Origin of the sequence: Streptomyces sp. cmx-4-9 (assembly GCF_046548835.1) — a bacterium.
GTDB lineage: Bacteria > Actinomycetota > Actinomycetes > Streptomycetales > Streptomycetaceae > Streptomyces.
Map to the genome: position 1 here is coordinate 87,039 of NZ_JAEBEE010000014.1, position 26,540 is coordinate 113,578.

Here is a 26,540-nt window from a genome sequence, read left to right on the forward strand (position 1 = left end):
CGCGCCACCGCGACGACCGATCGGAGTGAGGCCCGCGATGCGACCCTCCCTTGCCCGCCGCCTGCTGCGCTCGCTCTACGGGAGCCTGGTGGCCTACGGCACCCTCTACACGGGCGGCGAACCCAAGGGCGCGGTCGGCGGGCTCCCCGAGCCGCCCCCGCCCCCCGCCCCGCCGCGCGGCCTCACCGGCCCCGGCCCCGCCCATCCGGAACGGGTCCGGCCCGACATCCCCCTCACCCCCCTGGAACGCGCCCTCCAGCGCGAACTGCGGGTGCGCTGAGCCGCGTCCGGCCCCGTACGCCACGCCGCGATGCCGGCGGGAAGGGCGGGGCGCCGGCGCTCTCGCCAGGCCGGGTGGGTGCGCGGCATGATGCCGCCCATCGATCGAACCCTTGGGGGGACCATGCGTACCGTGCGCGTCCTGGCCGCGGCCCTCGTCCTGTGCGCAGCCCTGGCCGGCTGCTCCGGCGGCAGTTCCGACCCGGGGCCGGAGCCGGCGCGCCCGTCGGCGTCCGGCCCGGCGTCCGGCCCGGCGCCGGGCCGGACGTCCGACCCGGCGTCCGACCCGGCGTCCGGTTCGCCGTCCGCCTCGGGGGCCGGTCCCGGCGGGGCGCCCGGGCCGGGCGCCGACGCGCAGAAGAAGGCCTGCATCGAGGCCGTCGCCGACCAGGCCGCGCAGGACCCCGGCCTGCTCCGGACGGAACCCCGGCCCGCCGGCTGCGAAGGGCTGGAGGACGCCGCCTACGTGGAGGCGTACTACGAGGCCCTGCGGAAGGCGGGCGAGGAGGCCGCCGGGAAGGGCGGGGCCGCGCCCTCCGCAGGCTCCGCCGGCGGGTGACCGGGACCCTCCCGCGCACGGGCCCGGTCCGCGGCCCGCCGCCGGTGCCGTGACCGGAAGGGTTCACCGGGTCGCGGCGCCCGGCACGGCGCCTCGCGGCGAGGTCAGACCACGCCCGTACGTCCGGTACGAGACGTGCCCTCCGCCTTGCGATCCACCGCGCCGGACACCGCGACCCGGCAAACCCTTCCGGTCACAGCACTAACCGGCGGCCAGGTCGGGGCCGGGCAGCAGGGTCTCGTCGAGGTGGTGGCCCAGTTTCTGCAGGCCGCGGACGACGGCGACCGCCCGCTCGCGGCGTTCGGCGACCTCGGGGGGCTCCACGGCGGGGCCCGGGTCGGTCGCCGGGTCGGGCGGGGGAGGGGTGACGGCCATCACCGCGTCCCAGGCCTCACGGGCCACGAGTTCCGCCGTCCGGTCGTCGATGCGGCCGTCCGCCGAGCGGGTCCGCGCGGACGGATCCGTACGGTTCAGGTACGCGTCGATGGCCGCCCGTGCCGCGCGGACGTCGGCCGGCTCGCCCGGGTCCCGTTCGGGTTCTGTCGTCATGGAGGCACCGTAAGCGTGCACGGCCGCTGCCGGGACGGCGCCACGCAGCCCGGCCCCCGACCTCACCGTGCAGGGCGGGCGGTTCGCCGGCCCGGCCCTGCGCGGCGGTCACCCCCGCGCATGCAACGGGCCCTGCCGGGTACGCGCGCACGCGCAAGAGCGGCGGCGGGTGTGGCACGGGGGTGCGGTGTGGCAAGGGCACGGCTGACGGTCCGGGAGGCGGCCGCCTGGGACCAGCTGGTCGCGGGCCTGCGGGACGAGTCCCTCGGCGCAGGCGCCGAGGGGCCGGGCAGGCGGGCCGGGCAGCAGCTGCCGGTCGGGCTGCTGCTGGTGCTGGGAATCCTGCTGTGCGCCGCCCTGGTGGTACTGCTCGCCGCCGGCATGAGCGGCGAAGGCCGCCTGGTCTGGGCCGGGGTGGTCGTGTGGATCGCCGCGATCGTGTCCCTCTCCTACGTACTGGGCCACGGCCCCCACCCGCCCTGCCGGCGGTGAACGGCGCCCGTGGCCGCAAGCCCGTCGGCCGGATGTCCGCCGCGCGGGGGCAACCTCGGCGAAATGCTGGGCACCCGTACGGCATGACTCCCCTCCACCCGCAGCAGACCCGGCCCGTCATCCCCGCCGCCACCGCAGCCGCCGGCGCACCCGCCCCCGCAGCCGCCGCCGCCACCGCAGCCGCCGGCGCACCCGCCCCCGTACCCGGGTTCGCGCCCGCCGCGGAGGAGGGGGTGCGCCTGGTCGGGTTCACCACGGCCGGACCGGGCGGCGCGATGACCGACGAGGTCGGCGTCATCACCGGTGAACTCACCCTCGCCACCGAGGACCTGGCCGACGGCACCGCCGCCCTCACCGTCCAGTACACCGGCGCGGAGGAGTGGTACACCCTGGCCGGCAGCCCGGTGCCGCTGCCCGAGGCCGGACTGGCCCGCCTCCACGAGGCAGCCCTCGCCGCGATCGGCGCCGGCGGCGGCGCGCACGCCCCGGCCCCGCCCGCCTGAGGGGCCGCAGGCCGGGCCCGCAGCCCGTGGACGGCTGCGGCCCCGGCCTGCGGCGGGCCCGGCACGTCAGCGGAGCGCGGGGATCACCTCGCGCGTCTCGTCGGCCGCCACGCCCGTGGCGCGGCGGCCGAACGCACCCGGCGGCGCCTCGTCCGCGCAGACGGTGCCCCGCGCGGGCAGCGCCCGGTGGGCGAGGTAGTCGTTGACCAGGGCGCTGATGCACGCACTGCGGTTGTATCCGGTGTGCCCCTCGGCGGCGAAGGTCAGCAGCCGTCCGTTCTCCAGCGTCCCGGCGAGGGCCACGGCGTCCTGGTACGGGGTGTCCGGGTCCCCGGTCGTGCCGAGGACCAGGATCGGGGCCGAGCCGGCCGCCCGGTAGGAACCCTCGAAGCGGCTCGGACGCTCCGCCGGCCACTGGGCGCAGGTGGGCGCGTGGTTGTGGTCGTAGGTGGGCGGTCCCAGGCCGATCGCCGGTCCCAGCAGCGGAGCGGCGGCGACGTGGGCGCCGACCAGCGTGCCCAGGAGCAGCCGGCTGGTCGGGTAGACCCGGTCCGCGCACTCGACGGCCGTGTTGACGTTGAGGAAGTCGAAGGACGCGGGCGAGGGCGGGGACAGCAGGAACGAGGTCTGGCGCGCCTGGGCCGCCCGCAGGGCCTCTCCCAGGTAGGGCCAGACCTCCTTCCCCGAGTTGATGTTGAACATCAGGCGGTAGGCGAGGGTGTAGCCGGTGGCGGGACGTCCGCTCGCCGTGACGACCGGGTCGGCGTCCAGCGCCCGCTTGAGCTCCTCGAAGGCCTCCCGCGGCCTGCCGTCGCCGAACCCGCAGGCTGCGGCCTCCCGCGCGCACCAGTCCAGGAACCGGCCGACTGCCGCGTCCAGGGCGACGAACTGCCCGGTGTCGTACGCGTACGGCAGGTCGGCGTAGCGCCGCGGGTCGTAGGCCCCGTCCAGGACCATGGCGCGGACGCGCTGCGGGAACTGCGCGGCGTACACGGTCCCCACGTAGCTGCCGAAGGAGCGGCCGTAGAAGGACAGCACCTCCTCGCCGAGGGCCTGCCGGAGCAGGTCGATGTCCTTCGCGTTCGATCCGGTGCCGAGGAACGGCACGAGGTCCCCCGACCGCTGCCGGCACGCGGTGGCGAAGTCCAGGCCCTGCCGGACGGCGGTGCCCAGGGCCCCCGGGCCGGGGACCCCGCGTGCCGAGTCGACGGCGGCCGCGTACTCCTGGTCGTTCCAGCACTCCACCTGCCCGCTGCGCGCCACGCCGCGCATGTCGTACCCGACGACGTCGAAGGCGTCGCGCAGCGAGGCGGGAAGCGCGTCGTAGCTGTTGCGGGCGAAGTCCACACCGGGGTTGCCGGGCCCGCCCGGGTGCAGCAGCAGGACACCGGTGCGGTGGGCCGGATCGGCCGCGGGCCGCCGGGTGACCGCGAGCGGGATCGTCGGGCCGGCGGGCCGGCGGTGGTCCAGCGGCACGAGGGCGGTCGCGCACTCGAAGCCGTCGCCCTGGTCGCCGGTGCAGGGTCCCCAGGACAGGACCGGAACGGGCGGGGCGGCAGGGGCGGTGGCCGTGGCGGCCCCGGGGGCGGCCCCGACGAGCGCGGTGACCGCGACCAGGACGAGGGATATCGCCCACGCCACTCGTGTGCGGGGGCCATCAGCCGAACGGGTCTGCATGCAGTGATCCTCCGTCATGGGGTGGTGCGGGACGGGCGCCGACGCAGGGGCCGGACGCTGCCCGCGGCGGCCCACCGGAAGGTGCTTCCTGCCTACCACCGGAGGGGGCGGCCGACTACCACCAGCGGCGTATCCGGGCCGATGTACCGCTCGGGCCGCCAGCGCCTGCCGAGACGCCCGCGGGGCCCCGTCCGTCCGCCCCCTCCGCGGCGGCTGACCGCCCGTCACGGGTCCGCGGCCGGCGGACCGGGCTGCGCCGCGGAGGGTGCGGCCGGGCCCGGCGGGCACGGCAGGGCGGGGGCCGGGCGCCCGGCGTTCCGGCGCCGCTGAGAACATGCAGGTCAAGGTCCCGACCGCCACCGGGCGGCCGGAGACCGACCCGCACCTCGTCACAGGAGCAGCGCACCATGTCCCAGATCACCGTCCGTGCCGCCCGGCCCGAGGACTTCGCGCAGTGGCGCGCCCTCTACCGCGGATACGCGGACTTCTACCGGGTGGAGCAGACCGAGGAGGCGGCCGAGACCGTCTGGACCTGGGTGAACGACCCCGGCCACGAGGTCGAGGCGCTCGTCGCCGAGGACGCCGGCGGCCGGCTCCTCGGCCTGGCCCACTACCGTCCGTTCGCCCGGCCGCTGTCGGCGACGGTCGGAGGCTTCCTCGACGACCTGTTCGTGGCGCCCGAGCACCGCGGTTCGGGCGCCGCCGACCTGCTGCTCGGCGCGCTGCGGGAGATCGCCGCGGAGCGCGGCTGGAGCGTGGTCCGGTGGATCACCGCCGACGACAACCACCGGGCGCGGTCCAAGTACGACCAGGTGGCCGCGCGGACCATGTGGGTCACCTACGACATGGCGCCCGGCCGCTGACCCCGCGGATCAGGTGAGGCGCAGCACGGTGCTGATGGTCTTGCCGTCCGGGCGGCTGCTGATGCCGATGTGCTCGGTGAGCCGCTGGATGAGCGGCCAGCCGTAGCCGCCGGGATGGTCCGGGCTGCCGGTGCGCGAGGAGGGGGCACGGGGGCTGGCGTCGCTCACGGACAGGTACAGGGCGTCGTCCGCGATCTCGGTGTGGAAGGCGGTGATGCCGCCGCCGTGGCGGACCGCGTTGGTGACGAGCTCCGAGACGACCAGGAGCGCGTCCGCGGCCGTGACGCTGTCCAGGCCGATGCCCGCGTGCTCCAGCAGGCGGCAGACCCGGTCGCGGGCGGCGGCAGCGCTGGCCGGCGGGGCGGGGACAGCGCTGGCCGGCGGGGCGGCGGCCGGGGGGCTGCCGCCCTTCTCGCGGGTGGATCCGCCGGGGTCGCCGGCTGCTGTGAGCGGGTTCATACCGTCATCGCCTGCCCGCGGTCGGGCCGGCCATGCCGTCGTTCGCCCATCCGGAGCGCAGCGCCCGGCTCAGCATGCCAGCGCGGCCTTCAGGCTGTCCGCCATCCGGAACGCGGCACCTGTTCCGGTGACGTCGAACAGACGTCGGACGGCCATCTGCAGCGGGCCGGCGAGGACCAGGACCGACCCCGCCGCCGCATGGGCCTGCTGGGCTTCGAGCAGGGCGTGCAGGACGGAGGAGTCCGCGAAGCACGTCCGGGACAGGTCGACCACGGTGCGCGGTGCTCCGCCGGCCGCCGCCTCGGCGAGCACCCGGGCGAGGTCGAGCGCGCTCTCCTCGTCGAAATCACCCCGCAGGTGGACGACGGCCGTGCCTTCGTGCGTGGTCGCGGTGACCACCGGTTCGTCTCCGATCACCTCGGCATCCTCCTACATCGGGGGCCGGATTGTCGCCCGAGAGGCGGACGGCCGCCCCACCGCACCGACCTGAGGAGGAGATGTGTCCGTTCCGTGTGCGAGCCGTGGCGGACGGCGCGGCGAGCGGGGCACGGTTGCCAGCGGCGTCACCGATGGAGGATGGTTGCCGGAGGGCAAGGGTTTTTCCTTCGACGTAAAGAGGTGAGGGGTTCGCGCAGCGAGCCTTCAACGTTTGGTGAATACCAACCAGGCAACTTCCGGTCCGACCGCGGTGGCCATCCCGTGGAGTGAGGCCCCCTACCCGGTGCTCGTGGCGGACGCGGGGTCGGACCTCGTGTACGCCAACGAGGCCGCGGGCCTGGTCTTCCCGGGCGCCCGCCCGGGGACGCCGATGGCCGACGCGGTCCCCGCCTGGCTGTCCTCGGCACACGAACGCTGCACCCGGGCGCACAGCGCCTCCCCGGCCGGCGCCCGGCAGCGGCCGGACGACCGACCCGCCCCGATGGCCGAGGGCCCGGTCGGCGACCGCGCCTACGAAGCCCATCCGACCCTGCGCGACGACGGCACGGTGCTGTGGTGGCTGGTCGACGACACCGACCACCGACTGGCCCGGCAGGCCCTGCAGATGGAGCGCGCCCGCACCGCGTTCCTGACCCGGGCCTCCAACCTGCTGCTCTCCTCGCTGAACCTGGAACGGTGCATGGACGTCACCGCACAGATGGCCGCGGAACACCTCGCGGACGCCGCGCTGGTGATCGCCCCCTCGCACGGCCGTGAGCTGCCGGTGGTGTGCTGCCTGCGGGGCGGAACACCGTCGGCGACCCGCGTCAGGGCCCACCCCGAAGAGGTACCGGGACTGGAAGAGGCGCTCCAGGGCTTCCCGCCCGTCCCCTCCCGCTGGATCGATCCCGCCACCGCACCGGCCTGGCTGATCCCCGAGGGCTTCGGCGCGGTCGGCTCGATCGTCATCACCCCGCTGCCCGGCCACGGCGTGCCCGCGGGCGCCCTCGTCCTGCTGCGCCGCACCGGCGCCGCCGCGTTCACGGAGGACGAGGAGGTCTTCGCCCGCCTGTACGCGGCCCGCGCCGGCGCCGCCATGTCCGCCGCACGCCTCTACGCCGAGCAGTCCTCGATCACCGACACCCTGATGCGGGAACTGCTGCCCCCCGCCCTGCACCAGGTCTGCGGTGTGGAGTACGCGGGCGGCTACCGGCCCTCGAAGGACCACGAGCGGGTCGGCGGGGACTTCTACGACGTCCACCCCGCCGCCGTGGAGGGCGAGGCCTCCCTCGTCGTCCTCGGCGACGTGTGCGGCAAGGGCCTGGAGGCCGCCGTGATGACGGGGAAGATCCGCAACACCCTGCACGCGCTGCTGCCGATGGCCGACGACCACCAGCGGATGCTGAGCCTGCTGAACACCTCGCTCCTGAACACCCACAACGCCCGGTTCGCCACCATGGTGCTGGCCTCGGCGGTACGGGAGGGGAACGCGGTACGCATGAGGCTGACCAGTGCCGGCCACCCCGCCCCGCTGATCCTGCGCTCCGACGGCCGCATCGAGGAGGCCGCCACCCGCGGCACCCTGGTCGGGGCGCTGCCCGCCGTCACCGCCGACACGGCGGAGGTGACGCTCGCGCCAGGCGAGTGCTGCGTCCTGTACACGGACGGCATCACGGAGGCCCGCGGAGGCCCGCTCGGCGGGGCGATGTTCGGCGAGGAACGCCTGCGCCGGACCCTCTCGGAATGCACGGGCATGCCCGCCGAAGCGGTGGTGGAGCGGGTGCAGATGCTCGCCACCCAGTGGGTGGGGAGCGGCGGGCACGACGACATGGCCGTCGTGGTCGTCTCGGCCCCCCGCACCAACCACCTCAGCGCCGTCGACGGCCGCACCCGGGGCCAGTTCACCGCATGAGCCGGCCGGACGCCGCCACCGCCCCGGAGCAGTTGGTGCAGCACGTGTGGGAGACGGTCATCGGCCTCGACGAGGCCGCCGCGATCACGGCGGTGCTGCACGCACTGGACGAGGGCCTGGACCCGGAGAGCGCCCTGCTCGACGTGCTCGCCCCCGTCCAGGGGCGGGTGGGCGAGGAATGGGCCGCCAACCGCATCACCGTCGCCCAGGAGCACGCCGCGACCGCGATCAACGAGCGGGCCGTCGCCGCGGTCGCCCGGCACCCCGCGGCCCGGACGACCCCCACCCGCGGCCGGGTCACCGTCGCCTGTGTGGACGGCGAATGGCACGCCCTGCCCGCCCGGCTCCTGGCCGAGACGCTGCGGCTGCGCGGCTGGAGCGTCGACTACCTCGGCGCCCACGTCCCCACACCCCACCTCATCGCGCACCTGCACCGCACCGGGCCGGACGTCGTGGCCCTCTCCAGTTCCCTCCCCACCCGCCTGCCCACCGCGCACGCGACGATCACCGCCTGCCAGGCCGCGGGTACGCCCGTCCTCGTCGGCGGGGCCGCCTTCGGGCCCGGCGGCCGCTACGCCCGCCTGCTGGGCGCGGACGCCTGGGCCCCCGACGCCCGGACCGCCGCCGACGACCTGGCCCGCCGCCCGCTGCCGCGCCCCCAGCCGGACCACCAGCCCATCGACGACCTGCCCCACCTGACCGACCAGGAGTACACGCTCGTCACCCGCACCCGGCCCCAGCTCGTGCGGACGGTCTTCAGCGGGCTGGAGAGCGCCTACCCGGCGATGCGCGCCTACGACGAGGTGCAGCGCGAGCGCACGGCCGAAGACCTCTCCCACATCGTGGAGTTCCTCGGCGCCGCCCTCTACACGGGCGACGAGGAACTGTTCTCCCGGTTCCTGCAGTGGACCGCCGGCGTCCTGTCCGCCCGCGGTGTCCCCTCCGAGTCCCTCCTCCCGGCCCTGGACCTCCTGGGCCGGGAGCTGAAGGACTTCCCCCGCGCCGTCGACACCCTCGGATCGGGTGTGGCCGGCCTGACCTGTACCCCTCCCACCGCCGCAGGGATCGCCCCATGACCGACCTGTCCTCCGGCCGGCTCCACCTGACGTGCGTCGACACGCAGGACACCGTGCGCATCGAGCTGCGCGGGGACCTCGACCACCACGGTGGCGACGTCCTCCTGGACGCCGTCAGCCGCGCACTGGCCGACCAGCCCCGCCTGAAGGAACTGCACCTGCACTGCGCCGGCCTCGCCACGATCGACTCGAGCGGGCTGTCGGCGCTCCTGATGGTCCGACGGCACACCGCCGCGGCAGGCGTACGCCTGCACCTCGACGACCGGCCCGCTCGCCTGGAACGAATGCTGCAGGTCACCGGTACGCTGGGGCACTTCACCGTCCCGGACGCGGGGAACCGGCAGGCCGGCTCCCGCACGGCAGAGAGACAGTCCGCCGCACCGGAGGAATCGATACCCGCCCGCTCCGGCAGTACGGACACCAGGACCTGAGGACGGAACGCTCCGGCGCCGCCGGACACGCCGCCCGTGCGGAGGGAACGCAGATGGCGCCACCGGTCCCCGAACCGCCCGGGACCCACCCCGACGCGGCACGGTCGGTCAGCGACATCGTCGAACTCCTCGACGTCATGTGGGAGAACGCCCGGCAGGCCACCGCCCCCGCGCCGGCCTCCCCCTCGCAGCTGCGCCTGATGTACCTGGTCGACCGCCAGCCCGGCATCCGCATGCGCGCCCTGTCCCGGCTCCTCGGCGCGGGAGCCCCCTCCGTCACCCGGCTGTGCGACCGCCTGGAGGCCATCGGCTTCCTGGAGCGGCACCCCTGCCCGGACAGCGGCCGGGAGCGGGCGCTCGGGCTGACCCCGGCCGGGGCCTCGCACCTCGCGCGGATACGGGAGAACCGCGAGCAGGCCCTCATGCAGGCCCTCGACTCGATGACCTCCGAACACCGGCGCGCCCTGGCCACCGGGCTCGCCGCCCTGCACCTCGGCATCACGGCCGCGGGTGCCTCCCGGCGGCCGGGCCCGGCGGCTTGATCCGGCCGCCCCGACCCCGTACCGGGGCAGGCCACCGCCGCGTCGTCCGGTCCGGGAGGTTCTTCGGTAACGGGTGAAAGCGGATATCCGGGGTAGCAGGGGCACAGCCGGGACGGTCGCCGTGACGCAGCAGGGGACCTGCTCACCTCCAACGATCGACGGCCGTCCCGGTCCCGGGCCGCCGTGCGCGGACGCGACCGGGACGGGGCGCGGAGCGGCCGGCGCACGTACGCGAGAATCATGAGCACCCGCCCGACAGGGCGGGCAGCGCCGTTCAGGCCCACGGCGACGGAGACCGCAGACCCCTGGAGCCCGCGGACGCGGCCGGGCCCCGGGACCGGCCGGGGTGCGGGTCGGTCGCGGGAGGGGTTCTGCGGTGCGTCGCGGTGGCGGCGCGGTGGCGGCGCCGTCGAAGGGGGCCCGCTCGTGGTACACAGCGCACTGTCCGAGCAATGAGGAGGATCCGATGAGCGCCGCCGACGAGGGACGGCAGTGGCCGGACGAGGTCAGTGTCGACAATGCGAGGACGACGCTGCTGCAGCTCCTCGCACGGGCGGGCGTTCCCTCCGATGACGCGCGGCAGCTGATCGGCCTCGTGGAGGCGGGCGCGCTGGCCCTCGCGCACGAGGAGTTGGGCACCGGCGGCCGCAGCGCGCCGGGCGACAAGGGGCCGGCGTACGAGTCGGGCTGGCTCGACGGCGCCGGCGGCCTGCTGGACGAGCTCGGCGCGCTCGCCGAACAGGCCCTGGTCCGGGTCGTCGGCCCGGACGGACACCAGGGACCGGCGGGGGAGTACCCGCGGGCCGGGCGCATGGAAGTGGAGCGGGCGCGGGTGGCGCTCACGCCCCTGTACCTGTCGTTCACCGTGGACTCGGAACTGGACCCCGAGGTCACCGAGGACGTGCTCGTCGCCGTCCTCGGCACGATGAGCCCCCGGCAGCGGGCCGGGTACGCCGGACGGCTGACCGCATTCGCGGACGCCCACCGGGCCCGCCTGGAACGGCTGTTCGCGGCCTTCGGGCCGGGCAGCGCCATCACCATGCACGGCCGCTACTCGCTCGTCCACTCCGTCACGAGCCTCGCCGTGCTGGAACGGCTCCTCACCGCCCCCCGGGAACTGCGGGAGGAATGGGACGCCGCGGAGCTGCCGCCGGCCTGGCTGGACGGCCTGACGACCGCCTGGAACGCCTCGGCCTGAGCGCCCGCCCGCCGGGGGTCCGGCCCTCCCGGCCCTTCGGCCCGCGGGCCGGACACTCCGGGCGGATCCGGCCCGATCGGGCCGCCACCGCCTAGGCTTCGGGACCGTGGCACAGGCCGAGTTGCGGACCGCCGAGGGCGCCGGACCCTTCACCACCAGGCGCACCTGGCGGCTGCCCGACGGCGGCGAGGCCGTCTGGGAGTCGCGCCCGGCCCGCCGCCGGGGCGTCCTTGCGGTCCGCGCGCCCGGAGCGCCGACCGCCCGCCGCACCCGGGCCGACGCCGTGGCGCTGGCCCGGCTGCGCCGCCTGAACTCCCTGGCCTCCCTCGCCTTCGTGATCGGCGGCGCCCTCTTCGCGGCCGGCGCGGCCGTCGCCCTGTTCGGGTCGGGCAGCCCGACCACGAGCGCCGCGATCTACTTCGCCGGCGGCCTGTTCTTCAACACGGGCGGCTACCTCGGCCTGCTCCAGGTGGTCAACGCCCCCCGGCACGTGCCGTCCGGGGCGGACACCCTCGTCACCCGGCCCTGGCGGTGGTGGAGCTACGAACCGATGCACCTGGACTGGATGTGCGTGTTCGTGCTGTTCGCCGGCACGCTGGTGTTCGCGGTCAACCTGCTGGACTCCTTCCTCCAGGGCCTGAGCGCCCAGCAGGCCAACCGGCTGGTCTGGGCCCCCGACGTGATCGGGTGCGTGCTGTTCCTGACCTCCGGGCACCTGTCGTTCGTGGAGGTCTGCCACGGCCGGATCCGGATCCTCGCCCGCGACCTCGGCTGGTGGGTCGTCGCCGTCAACCAGCTCGGCTCCGTGCTGTTCATGGTCGCCGCGCTCGCCGCGTTCACCCCCCGGGCGACGGGCAGCGAACTCGACGCGGGCATCGCCGACTGGGGCACCCTGCTGGGCGCCCTCTGCTTCAGCGTCGGCGGCGTGCTCCAGTACGCCGAGCGGCCCTGAGGCCGCCGACGGGGCCCCCTGCCCGAACCGTGGCCCGCCGGCGCGGGCCGGGCAGCCCGCGCGGACTCCGCGTGAGGCAGGCCCGGCCGGGCAGGAGGGCGGTGTGGCAACGAACACCCTCCGCACGCCCGGCAGCACCCGGGGACGTACCGACACCCTCCTGGTGCGCACGCACCGGGCCCTGCGGCGCGCCGCGGTGCGGGTCTGGGAGGAGAACGTCGCCGACTCGGCGGCCGCCCTGACCTACTACGCGGTGCTCGCCCTGGTCCCCGCCCTGCTCGTCTCGGTCTCCCTCGTCGGCCTCGCCGGAGCCGGCACCCGCGCGAGCCTGATCACCCACCTCACCTCGTACGCGCCGCCCCAGTCGGCCCAAGTGCTCAGGGAGGCACTGGAGGGACTGACCGCGGAGCGCTCCTCCATGTGGATGCTCCTCATCAGCGGCGCCCTGAGCGCCCTGTGGTCCGCCTCCAGCTACCTGGCGGTCTTCCGCCGCGCCCTGCACACGATGCACCGCGTCCCCGACACCCGTACGCCCCTGCGCGCCGCGCACATCCTGCTGCTGACCGCGGCCGGACTGCTGGCGCTGCTCGTGGCAGGCGCGGCGACGCTGGTGGCGGGCGGGCCCCTCGCCCGCCGCGCCGGAGCCGCCCTCGGATTCGCGAGCGCCGACACGATGGCCGTCCTGCGCTGGCCGGTGCTGCTGGCCGTCGTCACCTCGCTGATCCTCATCCTCTTCGGGACGGGGCCGGCGCGGACGCGCGGGATACGGCGGGGCCTGCCGGGAGGCGTCCTGGCCGCACTGCTGTGGCTCGGAGCCTCCGCCCTCTTCACCCTCTACACGGGCTTCGGGACGTACAGCCGGCTGTACGGGTCGCTGGCCGGGACGGTGGTCTTCCTCGTGTGGCTGTGGTTCACCAACCTGGCGCTCCTGACGGGCGCCCAGTTCAACGCGGTGCTCGCCGCGGACCGCGCCGCCGCCGGGCGGCCGCCCGGCCAGGACGCCCCCTAGGGGGCATGGACGGTGGTGAGGTCCGCGAGACCGGAGATGACCAGGACCGGCTCCAGGAGGGCGTTGGCGACGAGTTCGATGCGCTCGGCGTGCGTGAACAGCACGCTGAGCCCGGCGCTGTCCAGGTACTCGACGCCCGTGAGGTCGAGGACCAGGGGTCCGGCGGTGCCCGCGAGGGCGGCCGCCAGCTCCCCGGTGTTGCTCATGTCGATCTCGCCGACGGCGGTCAGCAGCGCGGTGCCGTCGGGCCGCCGTCCGGGAGTGAGGGTCAGGGCAGTGGTCATCAGACGATCCTCGTATGCATGTCGACGGTGGTGCCGGACGGGCCGGGAGTGATGGTGACCTCCTGCATCAGGGCGCGCATCAGGCCCATCCCGCGGCCGCGATGCGGGTTCAGCTCCGGTTGCGGGGCCTTCCAACAACCGGTGTCGGCGATGGTCAGGCGCACATTGTCGACGTACGCCTCCGCCCGGAAGCGGATGGCGTCGCCCGGGGCGTCGCGGTGGCCGTGCTCGATCGCGTTGGCGCACGCCTCGCCCGCGGCGACCAGGATGCTCTGCACGGTGGCGGGGGGCAGGTCGCACTGGCCGAGCCAGTCGCGCAGCGTCTTGCGGACCGGGGCCAGCTGGGACGACTCGGCGGGGAAGGACATCTCCAGTGGGGCCGGGTGGCGGTAGAGCAGCAGGGCGACGTCGTCGTCGTAACCGTCGGCGGGCGCCAGCCGGGACATGACGTGCGTGGCGAGGTCGTCGACCGAGGTGTCCCGGCCGTCCTGGAGGGCTGCGCTGGCCTGGTCGATGCCCGCGCTGAGCGGGCGGCGCCGGCGCTCGACGAGCCCGTCGGTGTACAGCAGCAGGGTGGACCGCGCCGGTATGGTGCAGGCGGCCTCGGGGCGCCGCCTGCCGGGCCGGACGGCCAACGGCAGGGAGCGGCCGTCCTCCAGGAGCCGGGTGGCGCCGTCCGGGTGGACGAGGATGCCGGGCGGATGGCCGGCGCTGGAGTACGTCAGCTGCCCGGTGCCGGCGTCGAGGACGCCGCAGAACACGGTGGTGCAGGCCGCGCCCGGAACGCCGGCGGCGAACTGGTCCAGGGCCATCAGCGTCCGGGCGGGACTCGCGTCCTGGAGCAGCAGGGCCCGGCAGGCACTGCGCAGCTGGCCCATGACGCTGGCCGCTTCCAGGCCGCGGCCGACGCAGTCCCCGACGACGATGCCGATGCGCCCGTCGGGCAGGGTGACGGTGTCGTACCAGTCGCCGCCGACCTCCAAGGGCCGGGTCGCGGGCTCGTAGCGGACGGCGAAGCCGTCGGGCAGCCGGGCCGGGCCGAGGATGGCGCGCTGCAGGGCGATGGCGGTCTCGCGCTGCTGGTCGATCTGGTGGGCGCGGTGCAGCCCCTGCGCGAGGTGCCCGGCCAGCAGGGACAGCAGCAGCTGGTCCTCGCCGGTGAAGGGCCGGTTCTCGCCCAGGTCGATCCACAGGGCGAGCGGGCCGTCGGGGAACTCCAGCAGGATGCCGGCGCCGGTGGGGTCGGCGGCCGGGGTCAGCACCGGCCCCCGGCGCAGCGCATCGAGCGACTCCTGACGCGCGGCGGACAGCCGCGACCAGGAGAGCGAGCTGTCGGTGGAGGTCAGGGAGGGTTCGTCGCCGTGGTCGAAGACCGCGGCCAGGACCCTCCGGGCGCGCCACAGCTTCCGCAGCTCCTCCAGCGCGCCGGCCAGCGCCTCCGGAAGGCTGGCGGCCCGGGACAGGCAGGTGCCGAGGGCGGCCAGGGCGCTCTCGCGCTGGATGGCGTAGTGCTCGGCGGTGACGTCGCGGAAGGTGCCGACGGTCACCCGGCGCTCGGAGTCGGGGTCGACGACCTGGTTGAAGGTGGCCGTCGCCCACAGCCGGTGCCCGTCGCGATGGGTGATCGGGATGGTGTAGGAGCCCTTGGGGCTGCCGAGCAGCAGTTCGAAGGCCTCGCCGACCTGCTGGTGGGCTTCGGAGTCGGTGACGGCGTCGGGCCACCACGGGTGGACCGGCCGGTAGGGCAGGCCTTCGGGTCCGTAGCCGAGGATGTCGGTGAACGCCGTGTTGATCTCGATGACGGCGCCGTCCTCGTCGCAGACGAAGAAGGCCTCCTGCAGGGAGTCCACCAGGGCGGTGCGCCAACGGGCGTGCCGGCCGCGCAGCCGGGCCAGCTCGATGTTCGCCCGTACCCGGGCCAGGAGTTCGGCGGCCGCGAACGGTTTGACGAGGTAGTCGTCGGCGCCGGCCTGCAGGCCCTCGATGGAGGCGTCCTGGCCGGCGCGGGCGGACAGCAGCAGCACGGGGACCGCCGCGGTGCGCGGATCGGACCGCAGCGCCGTGACCAGGGCGAGCCCGTCCAGGTGCGGCATCATGACGTCGCTGACCACCAGGTCGAAGCCGCCCCCGCGTACGGCGGCCAGGGCCTGCCGGCCGTCGGCGACCGAGCTGGTCCGGTAGCCGGCGCCGCGCAGCAGCCGCACGAGGTACTCGCGCATGTCGGCGTTGTCGTCAGCGACCAGGACGCGGGCCGCCGGCGCCGTGGCGGCGCTCCCGTCGTCACTCCCGTCGGCCTTCCTGTCGGCGTTCCCTCCGGTGCTTGCGCCCACGTTCGCGCCGGCGACCCCGGCCGCAGTCTCCGCGGCCGCCTCCGGCCCGGCCGCGTCCCCCTCGCCGGGCAGCCAGCGCAGGGCCTCCTGTACGAAGGGGCCCGTCGCGGCGGGGGCCGCGGCGGAGCCCGGCTTCGCCAGGACGGAGCCGGCGGGCAGGTGCGCCGAACCGAAGGGCATCCGGACGGTGAACCGGGTGCCGCGGCCTTCGGTGGACGTGGCGCTTATCTCGCCGCCGTGCAGGGCGACCAGTTCCTTCACCAGGGCCAGGCCGATGCCGCTGCCCTCGTTGGAGCGGGAACGAGCCTTCTCGATGCGGTGGAACCGTTCGAACAGGCGGGGCATCTCCTGCGCGGCGACACCGATCCCGGTGTCCTCGACGGTCACCACCGCGGCGCCGTCCGCGCTCTCCACGGCCACCCGGATCGAGCCCTCGAAGGTGAACTTCAGTGCATTGCTGAGCAGGTTGAGGACGACCTTCTCCCACATGCCCCGGTCGACGTGCACCGGCTCGGGCAGCGGGGGGCAGTCGACACGGAAGTCCAGGCCCGCCCGGTCCACGGCGGAACGGAAGACACTGGCGAGTTCACCGGTCACCGCGGCCAGGTCGACCGGCTCGTAGTGCGCCTGCATCCGGCCCGCCTCGATGCGGGAGAAGTCCAGCAGCGTGTTGACCAGCTTGCCCAGCCGCAGCCCGTTGCGGTGGACGGCCTCCAGCTCCTCGCGCACGTCCGCGTCCGCGTCCGCGAGCCGCCCCCGCAGCTCCTCCACCGGCCCCATGATCAAGGTCAGCGGGGTGCGGAACTCGTGGCTGATGTTGGAGAAGAACGCCGTCTTCGCCCGGTCCAGCTCCGCCAGTTCCTCCGCGCGCCGCTGCTGCGCCTGGTAGCTGCGGGCGCTGGCCACCCCGGCGGCGACGTGCCCGGCGACCAGTTCCACGAAGCCCCGGTACCCGTCGTCCAGGGCCCGGTACCGGTTCACACCGACCACCATGAACCCGTACGGGGCTCCGCCCTGCTGCCGCAGCGGCACCACCAGGGCCTGGAGGGGCGCCCCGACCCCTTCCTCCGCCGGCAGGCCTACGAACACGGCGTCGTCGTCCAGGGCCACCAGCACGGACTCGCCCCGGGCCGCGGCGGCCGCCGGCCACACCGTGTCGGAGCCCGGCGGGAGGTGTTCCACGGCGGCCGGGTGGCCGGGGCGGATCCCGGTGGCGGCGACCAGCTCGGCGCCGGGGGCGGCGGCGTCACCGGAGGCGTCACCGGAGGCGTCACCGGCGGCGACACCGGCGCCGTCGCCGGCCCCGGCGCGGAAGAGGTAGGTCAGCGTGAACGGCAGGTCGCGCGGGTTGCGGCCCAGCTGGCGGCGGGTGAAGTCGAGGGTCTCCTGCTCCGTGCGCACCACGCTGGGATCGGAGCCGAGGTCGCGCAGCGTGGCCATCCGCCGTTCGCCGATGACCCGTTCGGTCTCCTCGCTGACCACGCACAGCATGCCGACCACCCGGCCGTCGTCGTCCCGCAGCGGGCTGTAGGAGAACGTGTGGTAGCTCTCCTCCGGGTACCCGGAACGCTCCACGAACAGCAGCAGCGCCTGGTCCCAGGTCGCTTCGCCCGTGGTGAGCACGGTGTCGATGCGGGGGCCGATGTCGTCCCAGATCTCCGCCCAGACCTCGCGCGCCGGCCGGCCCAGAGCCCACGGGTACTTGCGGCCCAGGGTGTCGCGCCGGTAGGCGGCGTTGCAGAAGAAGGTGAGTTCGGGCCCCCAGGCCATCCACATGGAGAACTTCGACGACAGCAGGACGCTCACGGTCGTGCGCAGACTCTGCGGCCAGTTCTCGGGGTCCCCGAGCGGGGTGGCGCCCGCCCAGTCCACCAGGGCCAGGTCCCGGCCGACCACCGCATCGGCGGCGAACACCCCGGCTCCGGCTGCCCTTTCCGCCCCGGCGGCCGCTCCCGCTCCGGCTGCCGTTTCCGGTCCGGCATTCTCGGAACGCGTCACTGCCCACCCCTTCATCCACGACAGCCGATGGCCGGGCACCACGTGCCCGCATCCATTGTGCTGCCCCCCGGGAGCGCCCCGGCGCCCGCCCCGGCAGGAACCCGCAGGGCCGCCGGTCCGCCCGGAGCGGTTCGTTGACGTGATCCGTAGGATGGGACCGCCACGCCTGGTATCCGCGGGCACGGCCGACGAGGGCACGCAGGAGGCGCGATGACGGCCGGGTACGCCTTCCACCCGGACGCGAACCGCCTCGTCGGGCCGCCCGACCGCCCCGACCGCCCTGTCCGTACCGTCCCGCCGCACACCCGCCCCCGCCCTGGAGCACAGGTGACCGACCGCACTCTGACCGCCACCCGCCACACCCACTCGCGCGGCGCCACCGTGCTCGCGGCGGTCGGCGAACTCGACCACCACACCGCGCCGGAGCTCACCCGGGTCATCCGGGAGACGACGTTCAGCCCGGAGGTCCCGGTCCTGATCGACCTCTCCGAGCTCACCTACTGCGACTCCACCGGCATCACCGTGCTCGTCGGCGCCTACCACCGGGCTCGCGAGGGTGAGGTCCCCCTCTTCCTCGTCGGACTGAACGACGGCCTGATGCACGTCTTCCGCATCATCGGCCTGGACCAGCTCTTCACCTTCCGGCCCACCGTCGAGGACGCCATCAACGCCTTGCCGGCCTGACGGCACCGTGGCGTCACCCGGCGCCATGGGGCGTCACGTGACGCCACACGGTGCCATGTGGTGCCACCCGGCGCCATCTGGGGCCACTCGGAACAGGAGAGTGGCCGTGGCGGGCGCCGCGGCGCCACGTAAATAATCGGCATCGGTGCAGGTCAGGGCCGTTTCATGGCAAGCGGTGCCACTGAGGGACCCCTGCGGGGTTGCTCATGGCACCACATTGGTGCCATGATGGCGTCATGGACCTGACCCCCTATGTCGACACCCTCCGCCGCGATCTGGCGGTGGCCGCCGAGGCCGGCGGGGCGGACGCCCGCGAGCTGGCGGAGCGGCTCACCGCTCCGCTGGAGTCGGCGGCGCGACTGATCATGCTCAACGTGCTCTCCGCGGCAATGGACGAGATCACCCGCGAGGTCGCCCCCGGCTCGGTCGACGTACGGCTGCGGGGGCTCGACCCCGAGTTCGTGGTGACGCTGCCGCCCGCCGGGGGCAGCTCCGCCGAGCCCGCCGCGGCCGCCGAGCCGCGCCCGGTGCAGGCGCCCGCCGAGGGCGACGAGGGCGGCACCGCCCGCGTCAACCTGCGGCTGCCGGCCCACCTCAAGAACCGCGCCGAGGAAGCCGCGGGCCGCGAAGGCCTGTCGGTCAACGCCTGGCTGGTCCGGGCCGTGTCGGCCGCGGTCGACGCAGGGGGCGCGCCGCGCACGGCGGAGCGGCCCCGTACCACCGGGCAGGGCTTCACGGGCTGGGTCCGCTGACCGCGCCCCCACCCGCCCCGCTTCGCATCCACCGCGTCCCACCAGCAGGGACGACCCCAGGACTCACGAGGACGGTACAGCCATGCCTTCTTTCGACACCCCCGCACCGATTTCGGTCACCGCTCACGTGGACGCCGGCTCCATCCGGTTCAGCGCGGCGGAGCGCCCCGACACGGTCGTCGAGGTCCTGCCCCGCGACCCGAAGCGGGACCAGGACGTACGGGCGGCCGACCAGAGCGAGGTCACCTACGCGAACGGCGTCCTCACGATCCGGACGCCCAAGCAGCGATACCTCTTCGGGCGGACCGGCACCGTCGACGTGACGGTCGAACTGCCCGCGGGATCGCGCATCGACATGACCGGCGCCTGGGCCCAGGTGCTCGGCGAGGGCCGGCTCGGCGAGGTCCGTGTGAAGACCTCCTCCGGCGACGTCCGCCTCGACACCACCGGACCCCTCCAGCTGACCGCCTCGCACGGCTCGATCACCGTCGACCGGGTCGAAGGCACCGCCCAGATCACCACCAGCTCCGGCAGCCTGCGCGTCGGCAGTGTCGACGGCTCCGCCGTCCTGAAGAACTCGCACGGCACCACGACCGTCGGCGCCGCCACCGGCGACCTGCGGGTCAGCGGCGCCAACGGCGACATCGACATCGCGCGCGCCGAGGGGTCGGTAGCCGCCACCACCGCGCACGGGGCCCTGCGCGTCGCCGAAGTCGCCCGCGGCACCGTCCAGTTGGAGACCTCCTACGGCACCATCGAGGTCGGCATCCGCGAGGGCACGGCGGCCTGGCTCGACGTCAACTCCGAACGCGGCCAGGTGCGCAACACGCTCATGGCCTCCGAGGCGCCGGAGGGGACCTCGGACACGGTCGAGGTCCGCGCCCGGACCCGCTACGGCAACATCGACGTGCGCCGCGCCCAGGCCTGAGTACGGCCCCCGCAGCCCCTCCGCGAACCCGCACACCCCTTGTCCCTACAGCCTCCGAACGGAGGGCTCCATGCCTATTTCTGACATGTCCATGCCCATGCCTGCCCCTCGGCGGGGTGGCGCCCTGCAGGCGGCCGCCGCCGTCTCCGCCCTCGGTCTGCGCAAGTCCTACGGCGACAAGACCGTGCTCGACGGCATCGACCTGAGCATCCCGGCCGGATCGGTCTTCGCCCTGCTCGGCCCGAACGGCGCCGGAAAGACCACCACCGTGCAGATCCTGTCCACCCTGATTCCCGCCGACGGCGGACAGGCCCAGGTCGCCGGCCACGACCTGGCCTCCGCTCCGCAGGCCGTACGCGCCGCGATCGGCGTCACCGGGCAGTTCTCCGCCGTGGACGGCCTGATCACCGGCGAGGAGAACATGCTCCTCATGGCGGACCTGCACCACCTGTCCAAGCGGGAGGGGCGGCGGGTCGCCGCGGAACTGCTGGAGCGCTTCGACCTGGTCGAGGCGGCCAAGAAGCCCGCGTCCACCTACTCCGGCGGCATGAAGCGCCGCCTGGACATCGCCATGACGCTGGTCGGCAACCCGCGGATCATCTTCCTGGACGAGCCCACCACCGGCCTCGACCCGCGCAGCCGCCACACCATGTGGCAGATCATCCGTGAACTGGTCTCCGGCGGCGTCACCGTCTTCCTCACCACCCAGTACCTGGAGGAGGCCGACCAGCTCGCCGACCGCATCGCGGTCCTCCACGACGGGAAGATCGCCGCCGAGGGCACCGCGGCGGAGCTGAAGCGGCTGATCCCCGGCGGGCACGTCCGACTCCGCTTCTCCGATCCGGCCCTCTACCGCCACGCCGCCGCGGCGCTCCCCGAGGTGGCCCGGGACGAGGACTCCCTCACCCTGCAGATCCCCAGCGACGGCACGCAGCGCGAACTCCGCGCCATCCTCGACCGGTTGGACACCGCCGGCATCGGCGCCGACGAACTGACCGTGCACACCCCCGACCTCGACGACGTCTTCTTCGCCCTGACCGGCGGCACCGACCGACCCAAGGAGGACCTCCGATGAGCTCCCTCGCCCTCGCCGTGCGCGACTCGTCCACGATGCTGCGCCGCAACCTCCTGCACGCCCGGCGCTACCCCTCCCTCACCCTGAACCTCCTGCTCACCCCGATCATCCTGCTGCTGCTCTTCGTCTACGTCTTCGGCGACGTGATGAGCGCGGGCATGGGCGGCGGGGCCGACCGCTCCGCCTACATCGCCTACGTCGTGCCGGGCATCGCCTTGATGACCATCGGCGGCACCGTGGTGGGGACCGCGGTGTCCGTCTCCACCGACATGACCGAGGGCATCATCGCCCGCTTCCGCACGATGGCGATCCACCGCGGGTCCGTGCTCATCGGCCACGTCATCGGCAGTGTCCTCCAGTCGATCGCCAGCGTGGTCCTCGTCGGCGCGGTCGCCGTGGCCATCGGCTTCCGGTCCGCGGACGCGACGGCCTGGGAGTGGCTGGCGGCCCTCGGGCTGCTCGCGCTCGTCGCCCTCGCGCTCACCTGGATCGCCGTCGGGATGGGACTGGTCAGCCCGAACGCCGAGGCCGCCAGCAACAACGCGATGCCGATGATCCTGCTGCCGCTGCTCTCCAGCGCCTTCGTCCCGGTCGACTCGATGCCGGGCTGGTTCCAGCCGATCGCCGCCTACCAGCCCTTCACCCCGGCCATCGAGACCCTGCGCGGGCTGCTGCTCGGCAGCGAGATCGGCAACAACGGCTGGATCGCAGTCGCCTGGTGCCTGGGCCTCTCCGTCCTCGGCTACCGCTGGTCGCAGGCCGCCTTCCAGCGCAACCCGAAGTAGCGGGACCCGCGGCTGCCAGGCCCCGCGCCCCCGCCCCACCCGCCCGCCCGCCCCGGGGCGGCGTACCCGGCACCCGCCGGGTACGCCGCCTCCTCGGCGTGGGTCGGCGGTGGCGGCGCCCGGGCCCCGGGGCCGTCAGACGGTCAGGTCCCTCCGCCGCCTCCCGGCAGCAGGCGACCAGCCGCTCCCGGCCGCGCCGGCGGACCGGGGCGCTCCGGCGCGGCCGGACGGGCTCCGCGGCGGCCCGCGCGGCCGTCACGCCGCAGGCCGCGTCGCGATGAATCCGGGCTCCGCCGCCGGTCTACCCTGCAGACCCATCGTGCGGAGGAGCGGCAGATGACCGGTACGACGACTTTCGACCTCGGACCGCAGGCCCTGATCGTGGCCCGCCTCGTGGCGGGCGTCCCGGACGCGGCGCTCGCCGGCCGGACGCCCTGCCCCCGGTACGCGGTCGGCGACCTGCTGGGCCACCTCGCGGGCCTCGCCACGGCCTTCCGTGACGCCGCCCGCAAGGACCTCGGTCCGACCACGGACACGGCCCCCGACTCGGCCCCGCCGTCCCTGCCCGCGCAGTGGCGCGAGGAGCTGCCCCGGGTGCTCGGCGAACTGGCCGAAGCCTGGCGGGATCCGGCCGCCTGGACCGGCATGACCCGCGCGGGCGGCGTGGACCTGCCCGGTGAGATCGCCGGCCTGGTGGCCGCCGACGAGCTGGTGGTGCACGGCTGGGACCTCGCGCGGGCCACCGGCCAGGAGTACGCCCCCGACCAGGCCGCGCTGGACGCCGCGTACGGCTTCCTGCTGGCGTCGGCCGAGGACGGGGGCGGCGGCGACATCTTCGGACCGGCCGTGCCCGTACCGGACGACGCCCCGCTGCTGGCGCGGGCCGTCGGGCTGAGCGGGCGCGACCCCGGCTGGGCCCCGCAGTCCCCGTGACGCGGCCGCCGGCCGGCGTCTCCCGCGGGACCGCGCCGCGCGGCGTGGCGCAGGGCTTCCGTGGGCTGGGGACCCCCGTACCCCAGCCCACGGCCGGGGCCGCCCCGCTCCCGGGAACCGCGGCCCCTCCCCGTCGCCTTCCCGCCCACAGCAGCACCGGCATGCAGTCAACTAGACGTGCAATGTCCAGTGGATGAACACCAGTTCATCTAGCGGGCTAGATGGCTGGATGAACATACGTTGCCGCGCGGGTGGTCTGTCAAGCAGCTGACGGAGGATCAAGCGGCAGCGTGGCGTGGGTCACTTTCGAGGGCGCTCGCTAGCCCGGTAGACGCACTTCATTGCACTGTGGGACGAGATCCGTCTAGGCCAGTAGATAATGAGCGGCGGTTCGGCAGCGAACCGCAACGTCCAGCAGGAGACAGGAGCACTGACGGTGAAGGGTGAGGGAACGCCCGCCGGCCGGCGGGACACCCTGGGCGACCGCCTCGGCTTCTTGATCGAGACGATCCACCCGGCGGGCCGCGGACCGTACACGTACCAGGAGATCGCCGACGGTACGAGGAAACTGCCCGGCCCCTCCGTCTCCCACGGCACGGTCCAGACCATCCGCCTGAACAGCAATCCGAACCCCGGCATCGACTCCCTCCGCGCCATCGCGAACTTCTTCGGCGTCACGGTCGGCTACCTCGCCGACGGCGAGAACGCCCAGGCGATCGAGCAGCGGATCGAGGAGCGGATCGCACGGCTCCGTGAGGAGATGGGCAAGGCGGCCGCTGCCGACGAGTTCGCGCAGGTGCTGGAGGACGAGCAGGTCAAGGCCGCGGCTTTCCGCCTCAACGGGCTGTCCGCCGGATCCATGAGGTCCGTCACCGGCCTCATCAAGCAGCTCCGCAAAGCCGAGGGCCTGCCGGACGTGCATCCGCGCCGCCGCCGCCGCAAGGAACCGTAGGACGCGAATCAGCCATGTGACCCGCGTCAACACGGGTGATCCGGTCGGCCGATGCGCTCTTTCCAGCCGCCTGCGGTACATCCCGATACCCTCGCAACGCACAGGAGTTCGCAGGGGGCGCGCGGTGGGAAGCAGTCGGGCTTCCCCACGGGCCGACCGATGGGAAAGGTGACCATGCGGTGGTGGAAGCGCGCCGATGCGCAGTGCGCCGCCGTCGCCGACCGGCTCGTCATCCCCCAGCCCTTCGACCTCGAAGCCTTCTGCGCGGGCATAGCCGAACAGCGCGGCCGGCCCCTGGTCCTGCTGCCTCTCGACGGTCCGCCCGACCCGGCCCTGCCGTGCGGGATCTGGCTCGGCCTGGAGGTCGCCGACCTCGTCTTCTACGACGCGGTCGCGGCCGAGATCCTCAAGGTGCAGATCGTCCTCCACGAGATCTCCCACATGCTGCTCGGCCATGTCGCCCCCGAACTCGACATGCCGCACCAGCCGTCCGCCCACGAGATCGCCCGTGCCTCCGAGCACGTCCAGCGCCTGCTGACGCGCACGCAGACCGCCGTCTCCGGCCTCGACCGCCCCGACCTCCCGGTGGCCTCGGTCATCCGCGCCGAGGCCGCCCGGATCAGGAGCGTCGCCCGCCTCACCGAATCGATCGACGAGGAACTCGGCCTCGACATCGACCGACTCGCGCACCTCATGGGGCGGAGCAAGTTCGCCAGCCCCCAGGAACGCCAGGCCGAGACCCTGGCCACGCTCATCCACGAACGAGCCGGCCGCTACACCCCGCAGTCCACCTCCGACGAGGCCGAGGACCGCCTCGCGCGCCTCCACGACGCCCTCGGGCACCCCGTTCGAAACACCTGGTCGTGACGGTGAGAGTCCTTGAGATGTCCGTGCTGGCCATGCTCTGGGCGGTGACGCTCTGGCGCCTCCCCTCGGCCCTGCGCACCGTCAAGCAGCGCGCCCTGTGGACGGCGTTCGCCGCCCTGACCCTCTCCATGACGCTCCGCCTTCCCGGCGTGATGCACGCCCTGGACGACCGGGCCGGGGTCAACAACCTCTCCACCCTGGTCAAGCACTGGCTGGGCATGATCGCGGCCGGCGCGGTCGTCGACTTCGTCGTCGCCATCGCCCGGCCCGAGACCGGCCGCCGGCTGCGGCCGCGCCACTACGTCGCCCTGGCCGCGATGACGGCCATGGGGGTGCTGTTCTTCTTCCTCGTCCCTCGGCCCCGCGAAGTGACCGACTTCTTCGAGCAGAACGCGGGCGACGGCTGGGCCACCGCCTACTACCTCGTCTTCGTCGTCTACCTCGGCATCGCCATGGCCACCGCCACCCGGCTCTTCCGGGACAGTGCGCGGCACGCCAGCGCCCGCTGGCTGCGGACCGGCGTACGCCTCATGGCCATCGGAACCGCCATCGGCGTCCTCTACACCCTGCTGCGGGCCGCGTACATGACGAGCCGCCTCGCCGGTCTCACGGACAGCGGAAGCGACATCGCGGTCGGCAACGCCACCGACGCCCTGAAGTACCTGGCGATCGGCTCCATCCTCGTGGGCAGCAGCATCCCCGCGTTCGGCGTGGCCTGGCGCACCGTGCAGGACGGCCGGCACCACCGGCAGCTGCAGCCCCTCTGGCAGGACCTGACGGCCGTCGCCCCCGACATCGTCCTCGGCGCCGGAGTCCTGCGCCGCCCGCGGCTGCGGCTGTACCGGCGCGTGATCGAGATCCGGGACGCCGCCCTGGCCCTCGACGCCTACGCCGGCGACGAGGTCCGGGCGCAGGCGCGGGCCGCCGCACGGCAGGCAGGCTTCGACCCGGCCACGAGCCCGGCGGCGGAAGCCCTCTGGCTGCGGGCGGCGCGCGAGGCCAGGGCCCGCGGCGAGCTGCCCGCCGCCGGCCCGCAGCAGCCGGCCGTCGTCGGGATCGACGACCTCGACTTCACCGCCGAGGTGTCCCGCCTCCTCCAGCTCGCCCGGGTCTACCACTCCGCGGCGGCCGACGACTTCCTCTCCACGACCAGGCAGGAGACCACGGCGTGACGGCCACCCTCACCCGGCCCGACGAGCCCCGCATGGCACGCCGGATCACCGACGGGCTCGACCCCAAGACGTGGATCATCGCCGACACCGTCCTCGTCGGCTGGCACACCGGCGCTCTCGCCGGGATCGGCTGGGGCCTGCTCGGCTGCCTCTTCGCCGCGGTCATCCCGCTGGCCTTCATCAGGTACGGCATCCGCCGCGGGCGCTGGGCCGACCGGCACGTCGGCCGGCGGCGGCAGCGCCTGGTCGTGATGGCCTTCATCACCGTCTCGGTCGCCACCGGCATCCTCGTCCTGCGGGCCTTCGGGGCCCCGCAGACCGTGACCGCGCTGATCGCCGCCATGCTGGCCACCCTCGCGGCCCTCCTCGCCGTGACCCCGGCCTGGAAGATCAGCGTGCACGCTGCCGTGGCCTCCGGGAGCGTCGCCCTGCTGGCCATGACCTACGGGCCCTGGCTGCTGCTCGCCTCCCCGCTGGTCGCGGTGGTCGGCTGGTCCCGCGTCGAGCTGGGGGACCACACCCGCGCCCAGGTCCTCGCGGGCGCAGCCATGGGCGGGGCCGTCGCGGCCGCCACCTTCGCGCTGGTGCGGTAGCCGCCCGCGCCTCGGGCCCGCCTACGGAGCCCCTTTGGACATCGCAGCTTCGGGTTGAGGATTGCCTTGTTTTTGGGGGTTTCGTGCCGGTTGCGCCACTCCCTTGAAAGGGTATGGGTGGTCACGGTGGGTGAGTTTCGGAGTGGGCGGGGGTGAGCCGCCCCATAGGACCCAGGTCACATACGAGCCGGGCTAGTAGTTTGCGGGGCCCTGGTGGGGGTCGGCTGCATGGGTGCTCACCTGCGTGGACGGGGTGGGTGGGGGGTGGG

28 protein-coding genes are annotated in these 26,540 nt (G+C 74.4%); 22 read left to right on the top strand and 6 right to left on the bottom strand.

Going from position 1 to position 26,540, the window contains the following annotated elements:
* The first annotated feature begins 37 nt into the window (after positions 1-37).
* Positions 38-280 carry a DUF6059 family protein gene (locus tag ACLJTM_RS33545; RefSeq protein WP_411107599.1) on the top strand — a complete coding sequence of 81 codons (243 nt, stop codon included), beginning with the start codon at positions 38-40 and terminating at the stop codon, positions 278-280.
* A 123-nt stretch (positions 281-403) separates the two neighbouring features.
* Positions 404-838: a hypothetical protein gene (locus ACLJTM_RS33550; protein ID WP_411107600.1), complete on the top strand. Its 435-nt coding sequence runs from the start codon at positions 404-406 to the stop codon at positions 836-838.
* Positions 839-1,039: 201 nt separating this feature from the next.
* Here the strand turns inward: ACLJTM_RS33550 and ACLJTM_RS33555 are convergent, their stop codons facing one another.
* Complete coding sequence (locus ACLJTM_RS33555) at positions 1,040-1,387, bottom strand: hypothetical protein (RefSeq protein WP_411107601.1); 348 nt, start codon at positions 1,385-1,387, stop codon at positions 1,040-1,042.
* A gap of 189 nt (positions 1,388-1,576) precedes the next feature.
* Between ACLJTM_RS33555 and ACLJTM_RS33560 the strand changes: the two genes are divergently transcribed.
* Complete coding sequence (locus tag ACLJTM_RS33560) at positions 1,577-1,879, top strand: hypothetical protein (RefSeq protein WP_411107602.1); 303 nt, start codon at positions 1,577-1,579, stop codon at positions 1,877-1,879.
* Between the two features lie 83 nt (positions 1,880-1,962).
* On the top strand, positions 1,963-2,382 hold the full coding sequence (locus ACLJTM_RS33565; RefSeq protein ID WP_411107603.1) for a hypothetical protein: 420 nt from the start codon (positions 1,963-1,965) through the stop codon (positions 2,380-2,382).
* A gap of 66 nt (positions 2,383-2,448) precedes the next feature.
* Here ACLJTM_RS33565 and ACLJTM_RS33570 read toward each other — a convergent pair whose 3' ends face one another.
* Positions 2,449-4,059 carry an alpha/beta hydrolase gene (locus ACLJTM_RS33570; RefSeq protein WP_411107604.1) on the bottom strand — a complete coding sequence of 537 codons (1,611 nt, stop codon included), beginning with the start codon at positions 4,057-4,059 and terminating at the stop codon, positions 2,449-2,451.
* A gap of 407 nt (positions 4,060-4,466) precedes the next feature.
* Here ACLJTM_RS33570 and ACLJTM_RS33575 point away from each other — a divergent pair, with 407 nt between their 5' ends.
* A complete protein-coding gene (locus ACLJTM_RS33575; protein ID WP_411107605.1) occupies positions 4,467-4,922 on the top strand; it encodes a GNAT family N-acetyltransferase in 456 nt (151 codons plus the stop codon).
* Positions 4,923-4,931: 9 nt separating this feature from the next.
* Here ACLJTM_RS33575 and ACLJTM_RS33580 read toward each other — a convergent pair whose 3' ends face one another.
* On the bottom strand, positions 4,932-5,381 hold the full coding sequence (locus tag ACLJTM_RS33580) for an ATP-binding protein (protein WP_411107606.1): 450 nt from the start codon (positions 5,379-5,381) through the stop codon (positions 4,932-4,934).
* Between the two features lie 69 nt (positions 5,382-5,450).
* Positions 5,451-5,798 (bottom strand): STAS domain-containing protein, encoded by a 348-nt coding sequence (locus tag ACLJTM_RS33585; protein ID WP_411107607.1) that lies wholly within the window; start codon positions 5,796-5,798, stop codon positions 5,451-5,453.
* 334 nt (positions 5,799-6,132) lie between these two features.
* Here ACLJTM_RS33585 and ACLJTM_RS33590 point away from each other — a divergent pair, with 334 nt between their 5' ends.
* The 7 genes from ACLJTM_RS33590 (at position 6,133) to ACLJTM_RS33620 (ending at position 12,918) form a co-directional block, all read left to right on the top strand.
* Positions 6,133-7,710, top strand: a complete 1,578-nt coding sequence (locus ACLJTM_RS33590; protein WP_411107626.1) for a PP2C family protein-serine/threonine phosphatase — start codon at positions 6,133-6,135, stop codon at positions 7,708-7,710.
* Positions 7,707-8,786 carry a B12-binding domain-containing protein gene (locus tag ACLJTM_RS33595; RefSeq protein WP_411107608.1) on the top strand — a complete coding sequence of 360 codons (1,080 nt, stop codon included), beginning with the start codon at positions 7,707-7,709 and terminating at the stop codon, positions 8,784-8,786. Before ACLJTM_RS33590 ends, ACLJTM_RS33595 begins: the two co-directional genes overlap by 4 nt.
* Entirely contained in the window at positions 8,783-9,217 is a 435-nt protein-coding gene (locus tag ACLJTM_RS33600) for an STAS domain-containing protein (protein ID WP_411107609.1), read from the top strand. Before ACLJTM_RS33595 ends, ACLJTM_RS33600 begins: the two co-directional genes overlap by 4 nt.
* 53 nt (positions 9,218-9,270) lie before the next feature.
* Positions 9,271-9,759, top strand: a complete 489-nt coding sequence (locus ACLJTM_RS33605) for a MarR family winged helix-turn-helix transcriptional regulator (protein ID WP_411107610.1) — start codon at positions 9,271-9,273, stop codon at positions 9,757-9,759.
* Positions 9,760-10,225: 466 nt separating this feature from the next.
* Positions 10,226-10,957: a hypothetical protein gene (locus ACLJTM_RS33610; protein WP_411107611.1), complete on the top strand. Its 732-nt coding sequence runs from the start codon at positions 10,226-10,228 to the stop codon at positions 10,955-10,957.
* Between the two features lie 106 nt (positions 10,958-11,063).
* Entirely contained in the window at positions 11,064-11,909 is an 846-nt protein-coding gene (locus ACLJTM_RS33615; RefSeq protein WP_411107612.1) for a hypothetical protein, read from the top strand.
* A 103-nt stretch (positions 11,910-12,012) separates the two neighbouring features.
* Positions 12,013-12,918 (top strand): YihY/virulence factor BrkB family protein, encoded by a 906-nt coding sequence (locus ACLJTM_RS33620; protein ID WP_411107613.1) that lies wholly within the window; start codon positions 12,013-12,015, stop codon positions 12,916-12,918.
* On the opposite strand, the gene ACLJTM_RS33625 is transcribed toward ACLJTM_RS33620, so the two are convergent.
* Both ACLJTM_RS33625 and ACLJTM_RS33630 read right to left on the bottom strand, forming a co-directional pair.
* Entirely contained in the window at positions 12,915-13,202 is a 288-nt protein-coding gene (locus tag ACLJTM_RS33625; RefSeq protein ID WP_411107614.1) for an STAS domain-containing protein, read from the bottom strand. The two genes, ACLJTM_RS33620 and ACLJTM_RS33625, sit on opposite strands and share 4 nt — an antisense overlap.
* Complete coding sequence (locus ACLJTM_RS33630; protein ID WP_411107615.1) at positions 13,202-17,530, bottom strand: SpoIIE family protein phosphatase; 4,329 nt, start codon at positions 17,528-17,530, stop codon at positions 13,202-13,204. Before ACLJTM_RS33630 ends, ACLJTM_RS33625 begins: the two co-directional genes overlap by 1 nt.
* Before the next feature lie 327 nt (positions 17,531-17,857).
* Here ACLJTM_RS33630 and ACLJTM_RS33635 point away from each other — a divergent pair, with 327 nt between their 5' ends.
* From ACLJTM_RS33635 to ACLJTM_RS33680, 10 genes are all read left to right on the top strand, one after another.
* Positions 17,858-18,214 (top strand): STAS domain-containing protein, encoded by a 357-nt coding sequence (locus tag ACLJTM_RS33635; protein ID WP_411107616.1) that lies wholly within the window; start codon positions 17,858-17,860, stop codon positions 18,212-18,214.
* Positions 18,215-18,450: 236 nt separating this feature from the next.
* Positions 18,451-18,966: a hypothetical protein gene (locus ACLJTM_RS33640; protein ID WP_411107617.1), complete on the top strand. Its 516-nt coding sequence runs from the start codon at positions 18,451-18,453 to the stop codon at positions 18,964-18,966.
* Between the two features lie 82 nt (positions 18,967-19,048).
* Positions 19,049-19,894: a DUF4097 family beta strand repeat-containing protein gene (locus ACLJTM_RS33645; protein WP_411107618.1), complete on the top strand. Its 846-nt coding sequence runs from the start codon at positions 19,049-19,051 to the stop codon at positions 19,892-19,894.
* A 97-nt stretch (positions 19,895-19,991) separates the two neighbouring features.
* On the top strand, positions 19,992-20,969 hold the full coding sequence (locus ACLJTM_RS33650) for an ATP-binding cassette domain-containing protein (RefSeq protein WP_411107627.1): 978 nt from the start codon (positions 19,992-19,994) through the stop codon (positions 20,967-20,969).
* Complete coding sequence (locus ACLJTM_RS33655) at positions 20,966-21,754, top strand: ABC transporter permease (RefSeq protein WP_411107619.1); 789 nt, start codon at positions 20,966-20,968, stop codon at positions 21,752-21,754. The genes ACLJTM_RS33650 and ACLJTM_RS33655 overlap by 4 nt, the downstream gene beginning before the upstream one ends.
* 336 nt (positions 21,755-22,090) lie before the next feature.
* Complete coding sequence (locus tag ACLJTM_RS33660; protein ID WP_411107620.1) at positions 22,091-22,687, top strand: TIGR03086 family metal-binding protein; 597 nt, start codon at positions 22,091-22,093, stop codon at positions 22,685-22,687.
* A gap of 436 nt (positions 22,688-23,123) precedes the next feature.
* Positions 23,124-23,639, top strand: coding sequence for an XRE family transcriptional regulator (locus tag ACLJTM_RS33665; protein ID WP_411107621.1), 516 nt, complete (start codon positions 23,124-23,126; stop codon positions 23,637-23,639).
* Positions 23,640-23,813: 174 nt separating this feature from the next.
* Positions 23,814-24,506: a hypothetical protein gene (locus tag ACLJTM_RS33670; protein WP_411107622.1), complete on the top strand. Its 693-nt coding sequence runs from the start codon at positions 23,814-23,816 to the stop codon at positions 24,504-24,506.
* Positions 24,507-24,523: 17 nt separating this feature from the next.
* A complete protein-coding gene (locus ACLJTM_RS33675) occupies positions 24,524-25,678 on the top strand; it encodes an MAB_1171c family putative transporter (RefSeq protein WP_411107623.1) in 1,155 nt (384 codons plus the stop codon).
* Positions 25,675-26,271 carry a hypothetical protein gene (locus ACLJTM_RS33680; RefSeq protein ID WP_411107624.1) on the top strand — a complete coding sequence of 199 codons (597 nt, stop codon included), beginning with the start codon at positions 25,675-25,677 and terminating at the stop codon, positions 26,269-26,271. Before ACLJTM_RS33675 ends, ACLJTM_RS33680 begins: the two co-directional genes overlap by 4 nt.
* Positions 26,272-26,540 lie beyond the last annotated feature (269 nt).

Bases quoted from the DNA above. Each gene is read 5' to 3' on its own strand.
- ACLJTM_RS33545 (WP_411107599.1), top strand. From the start codon at position 38: ATGCGACCCTCCCTTGCCCGCCGCCTGCTGCGCTCGCTCTACGGGAGC.
- ACLJTM_RS33550 (WP_411107600.1), top strand. From the start codon at position 404: ATGCGTACCGTGCGCGTCCTGGCCGCGGCCCTCGTCCTGTGCGCAGCC.
- ACLJTM_RS33555 (WP_411107601.1), bottom strand. From the start codon at position 1,387: ATGACGACAGAACCCGAACGGGACCCGGGCGAGCCGGCCGACGTCCGC.
- ACLJTM_RS33565 (WP_411107603.1), top strand. From the start codon at position 1,963: ATGACTCCCCTCCACCCGCAGCAGACCCGGCCCGTCATCCCCGCCGCC.
- ACLJTM_RS33570 (WP_411107604.1), bottom strand. From the start codon at position 4,059: ATGCAGACCCGTTCGGCTGATGGCCCCCGCACACGAGTGGCGTGGGCG.
- ACLJTM_RS33575 (WP_411107605.1), top strand. From the start codon at position 4,467: ATGTCCCAGATCACCGTCCGTGCCGCCCGGCCCGAGGACTTCGCGCAG.
- ACLJTM_RS33580 (WP_411107606.1), bottom strand. From the start codon at position 5,381: ATGAACCCGCTCACAGCAGCCGGCGACCCCGGCGGATCCACCCGCGAG.
- ACLJTM_RS33595 (WP_411107608.1), top strand. From the start codon at position 7,707: ATGAGCCGGCCGGACGCCGCCACCGCCCCGGAGCAGTTGGTGCAGCAC.
- ACLJTM_RS33600 (WP_411107609.1), top strand. From the start codon at position 8,783: ATGACCGACCTGTCCTCCGGCCGGCTCCACCTGACGTGCGTCGACACG.
- ACLJTM_RS33605 (WP_411107610.1), top strand. From the start codon at position 9,271: ATGGCGCCACCGGTCCCCGAACCGCCCGGGACCCACCCCGACGCGGCA.
- ACLJTM_RS33610 (WP_411107611.1), top strand. From the start codon at position 10,226: ATGAGCGCCGCCGACGAGGGACGGCAGTGGCCGGACGAGGTCAGTGTC.
- ACLJTM_RS33625 (WP_411107614.1), bottom strand. From the start codon at position 13,202: ATGACCACTGCCCTGACCCTCACTCCCGGACGGCGGCCCGACGGCACC.
- ACLJTM_RS33640 (WP_411107617.1), top strand. From the start codon at position 18,451: ATGGACCTGACCCCCTATGTCGACACCCTCCGCCGCGATCTGGCGGTG.
- ACLJTM_RS33645 (WP_411107618.1), top strand. From the start codon at position 19,049: ATGCCTTCTTTCGACACCCCCGCACCGATTTCGGTCACCGCTCACGTG.
- ACLJTM_RS33650 (WP_411107627.1), top strand. From the start codon at position 19,992: ATGCCTGCCCCTCGGCGGGGTGGCGCCCTGCAGGCGGCCGCCGCCGTC.
- ACLJTM_RS33655 (WP_411107619.1), top strand. From the start codon at position 20,966: ATGAGCTCCCTCGCCCTCGCCGTGCGCGACTCGTCCACGATGCTGCGC.
- ACLJTM_RS33660 (WP_411107620.1), top strand. From the start codon at position 22,091: ATGACCGGTACGACGACTTTCGACCTCGGACCGCAGGCCCTGATCGTG.
- ACLJTM_RS33670 (WP_411107622.1), top strand. From the start codon at position 23,814: ATGCGGTGGTGGAAGCGCGCCGATGCGCAGTGCGCCGCCGTCGCCGAC.
- ACLJTM_RS33675 (WP_411107623.1), top strand. From the start codon at position 24,524: ATGTCCGTGCTGGCCATGCTCTGGGCGGTGACGCTCTGGCGCCTCCCC.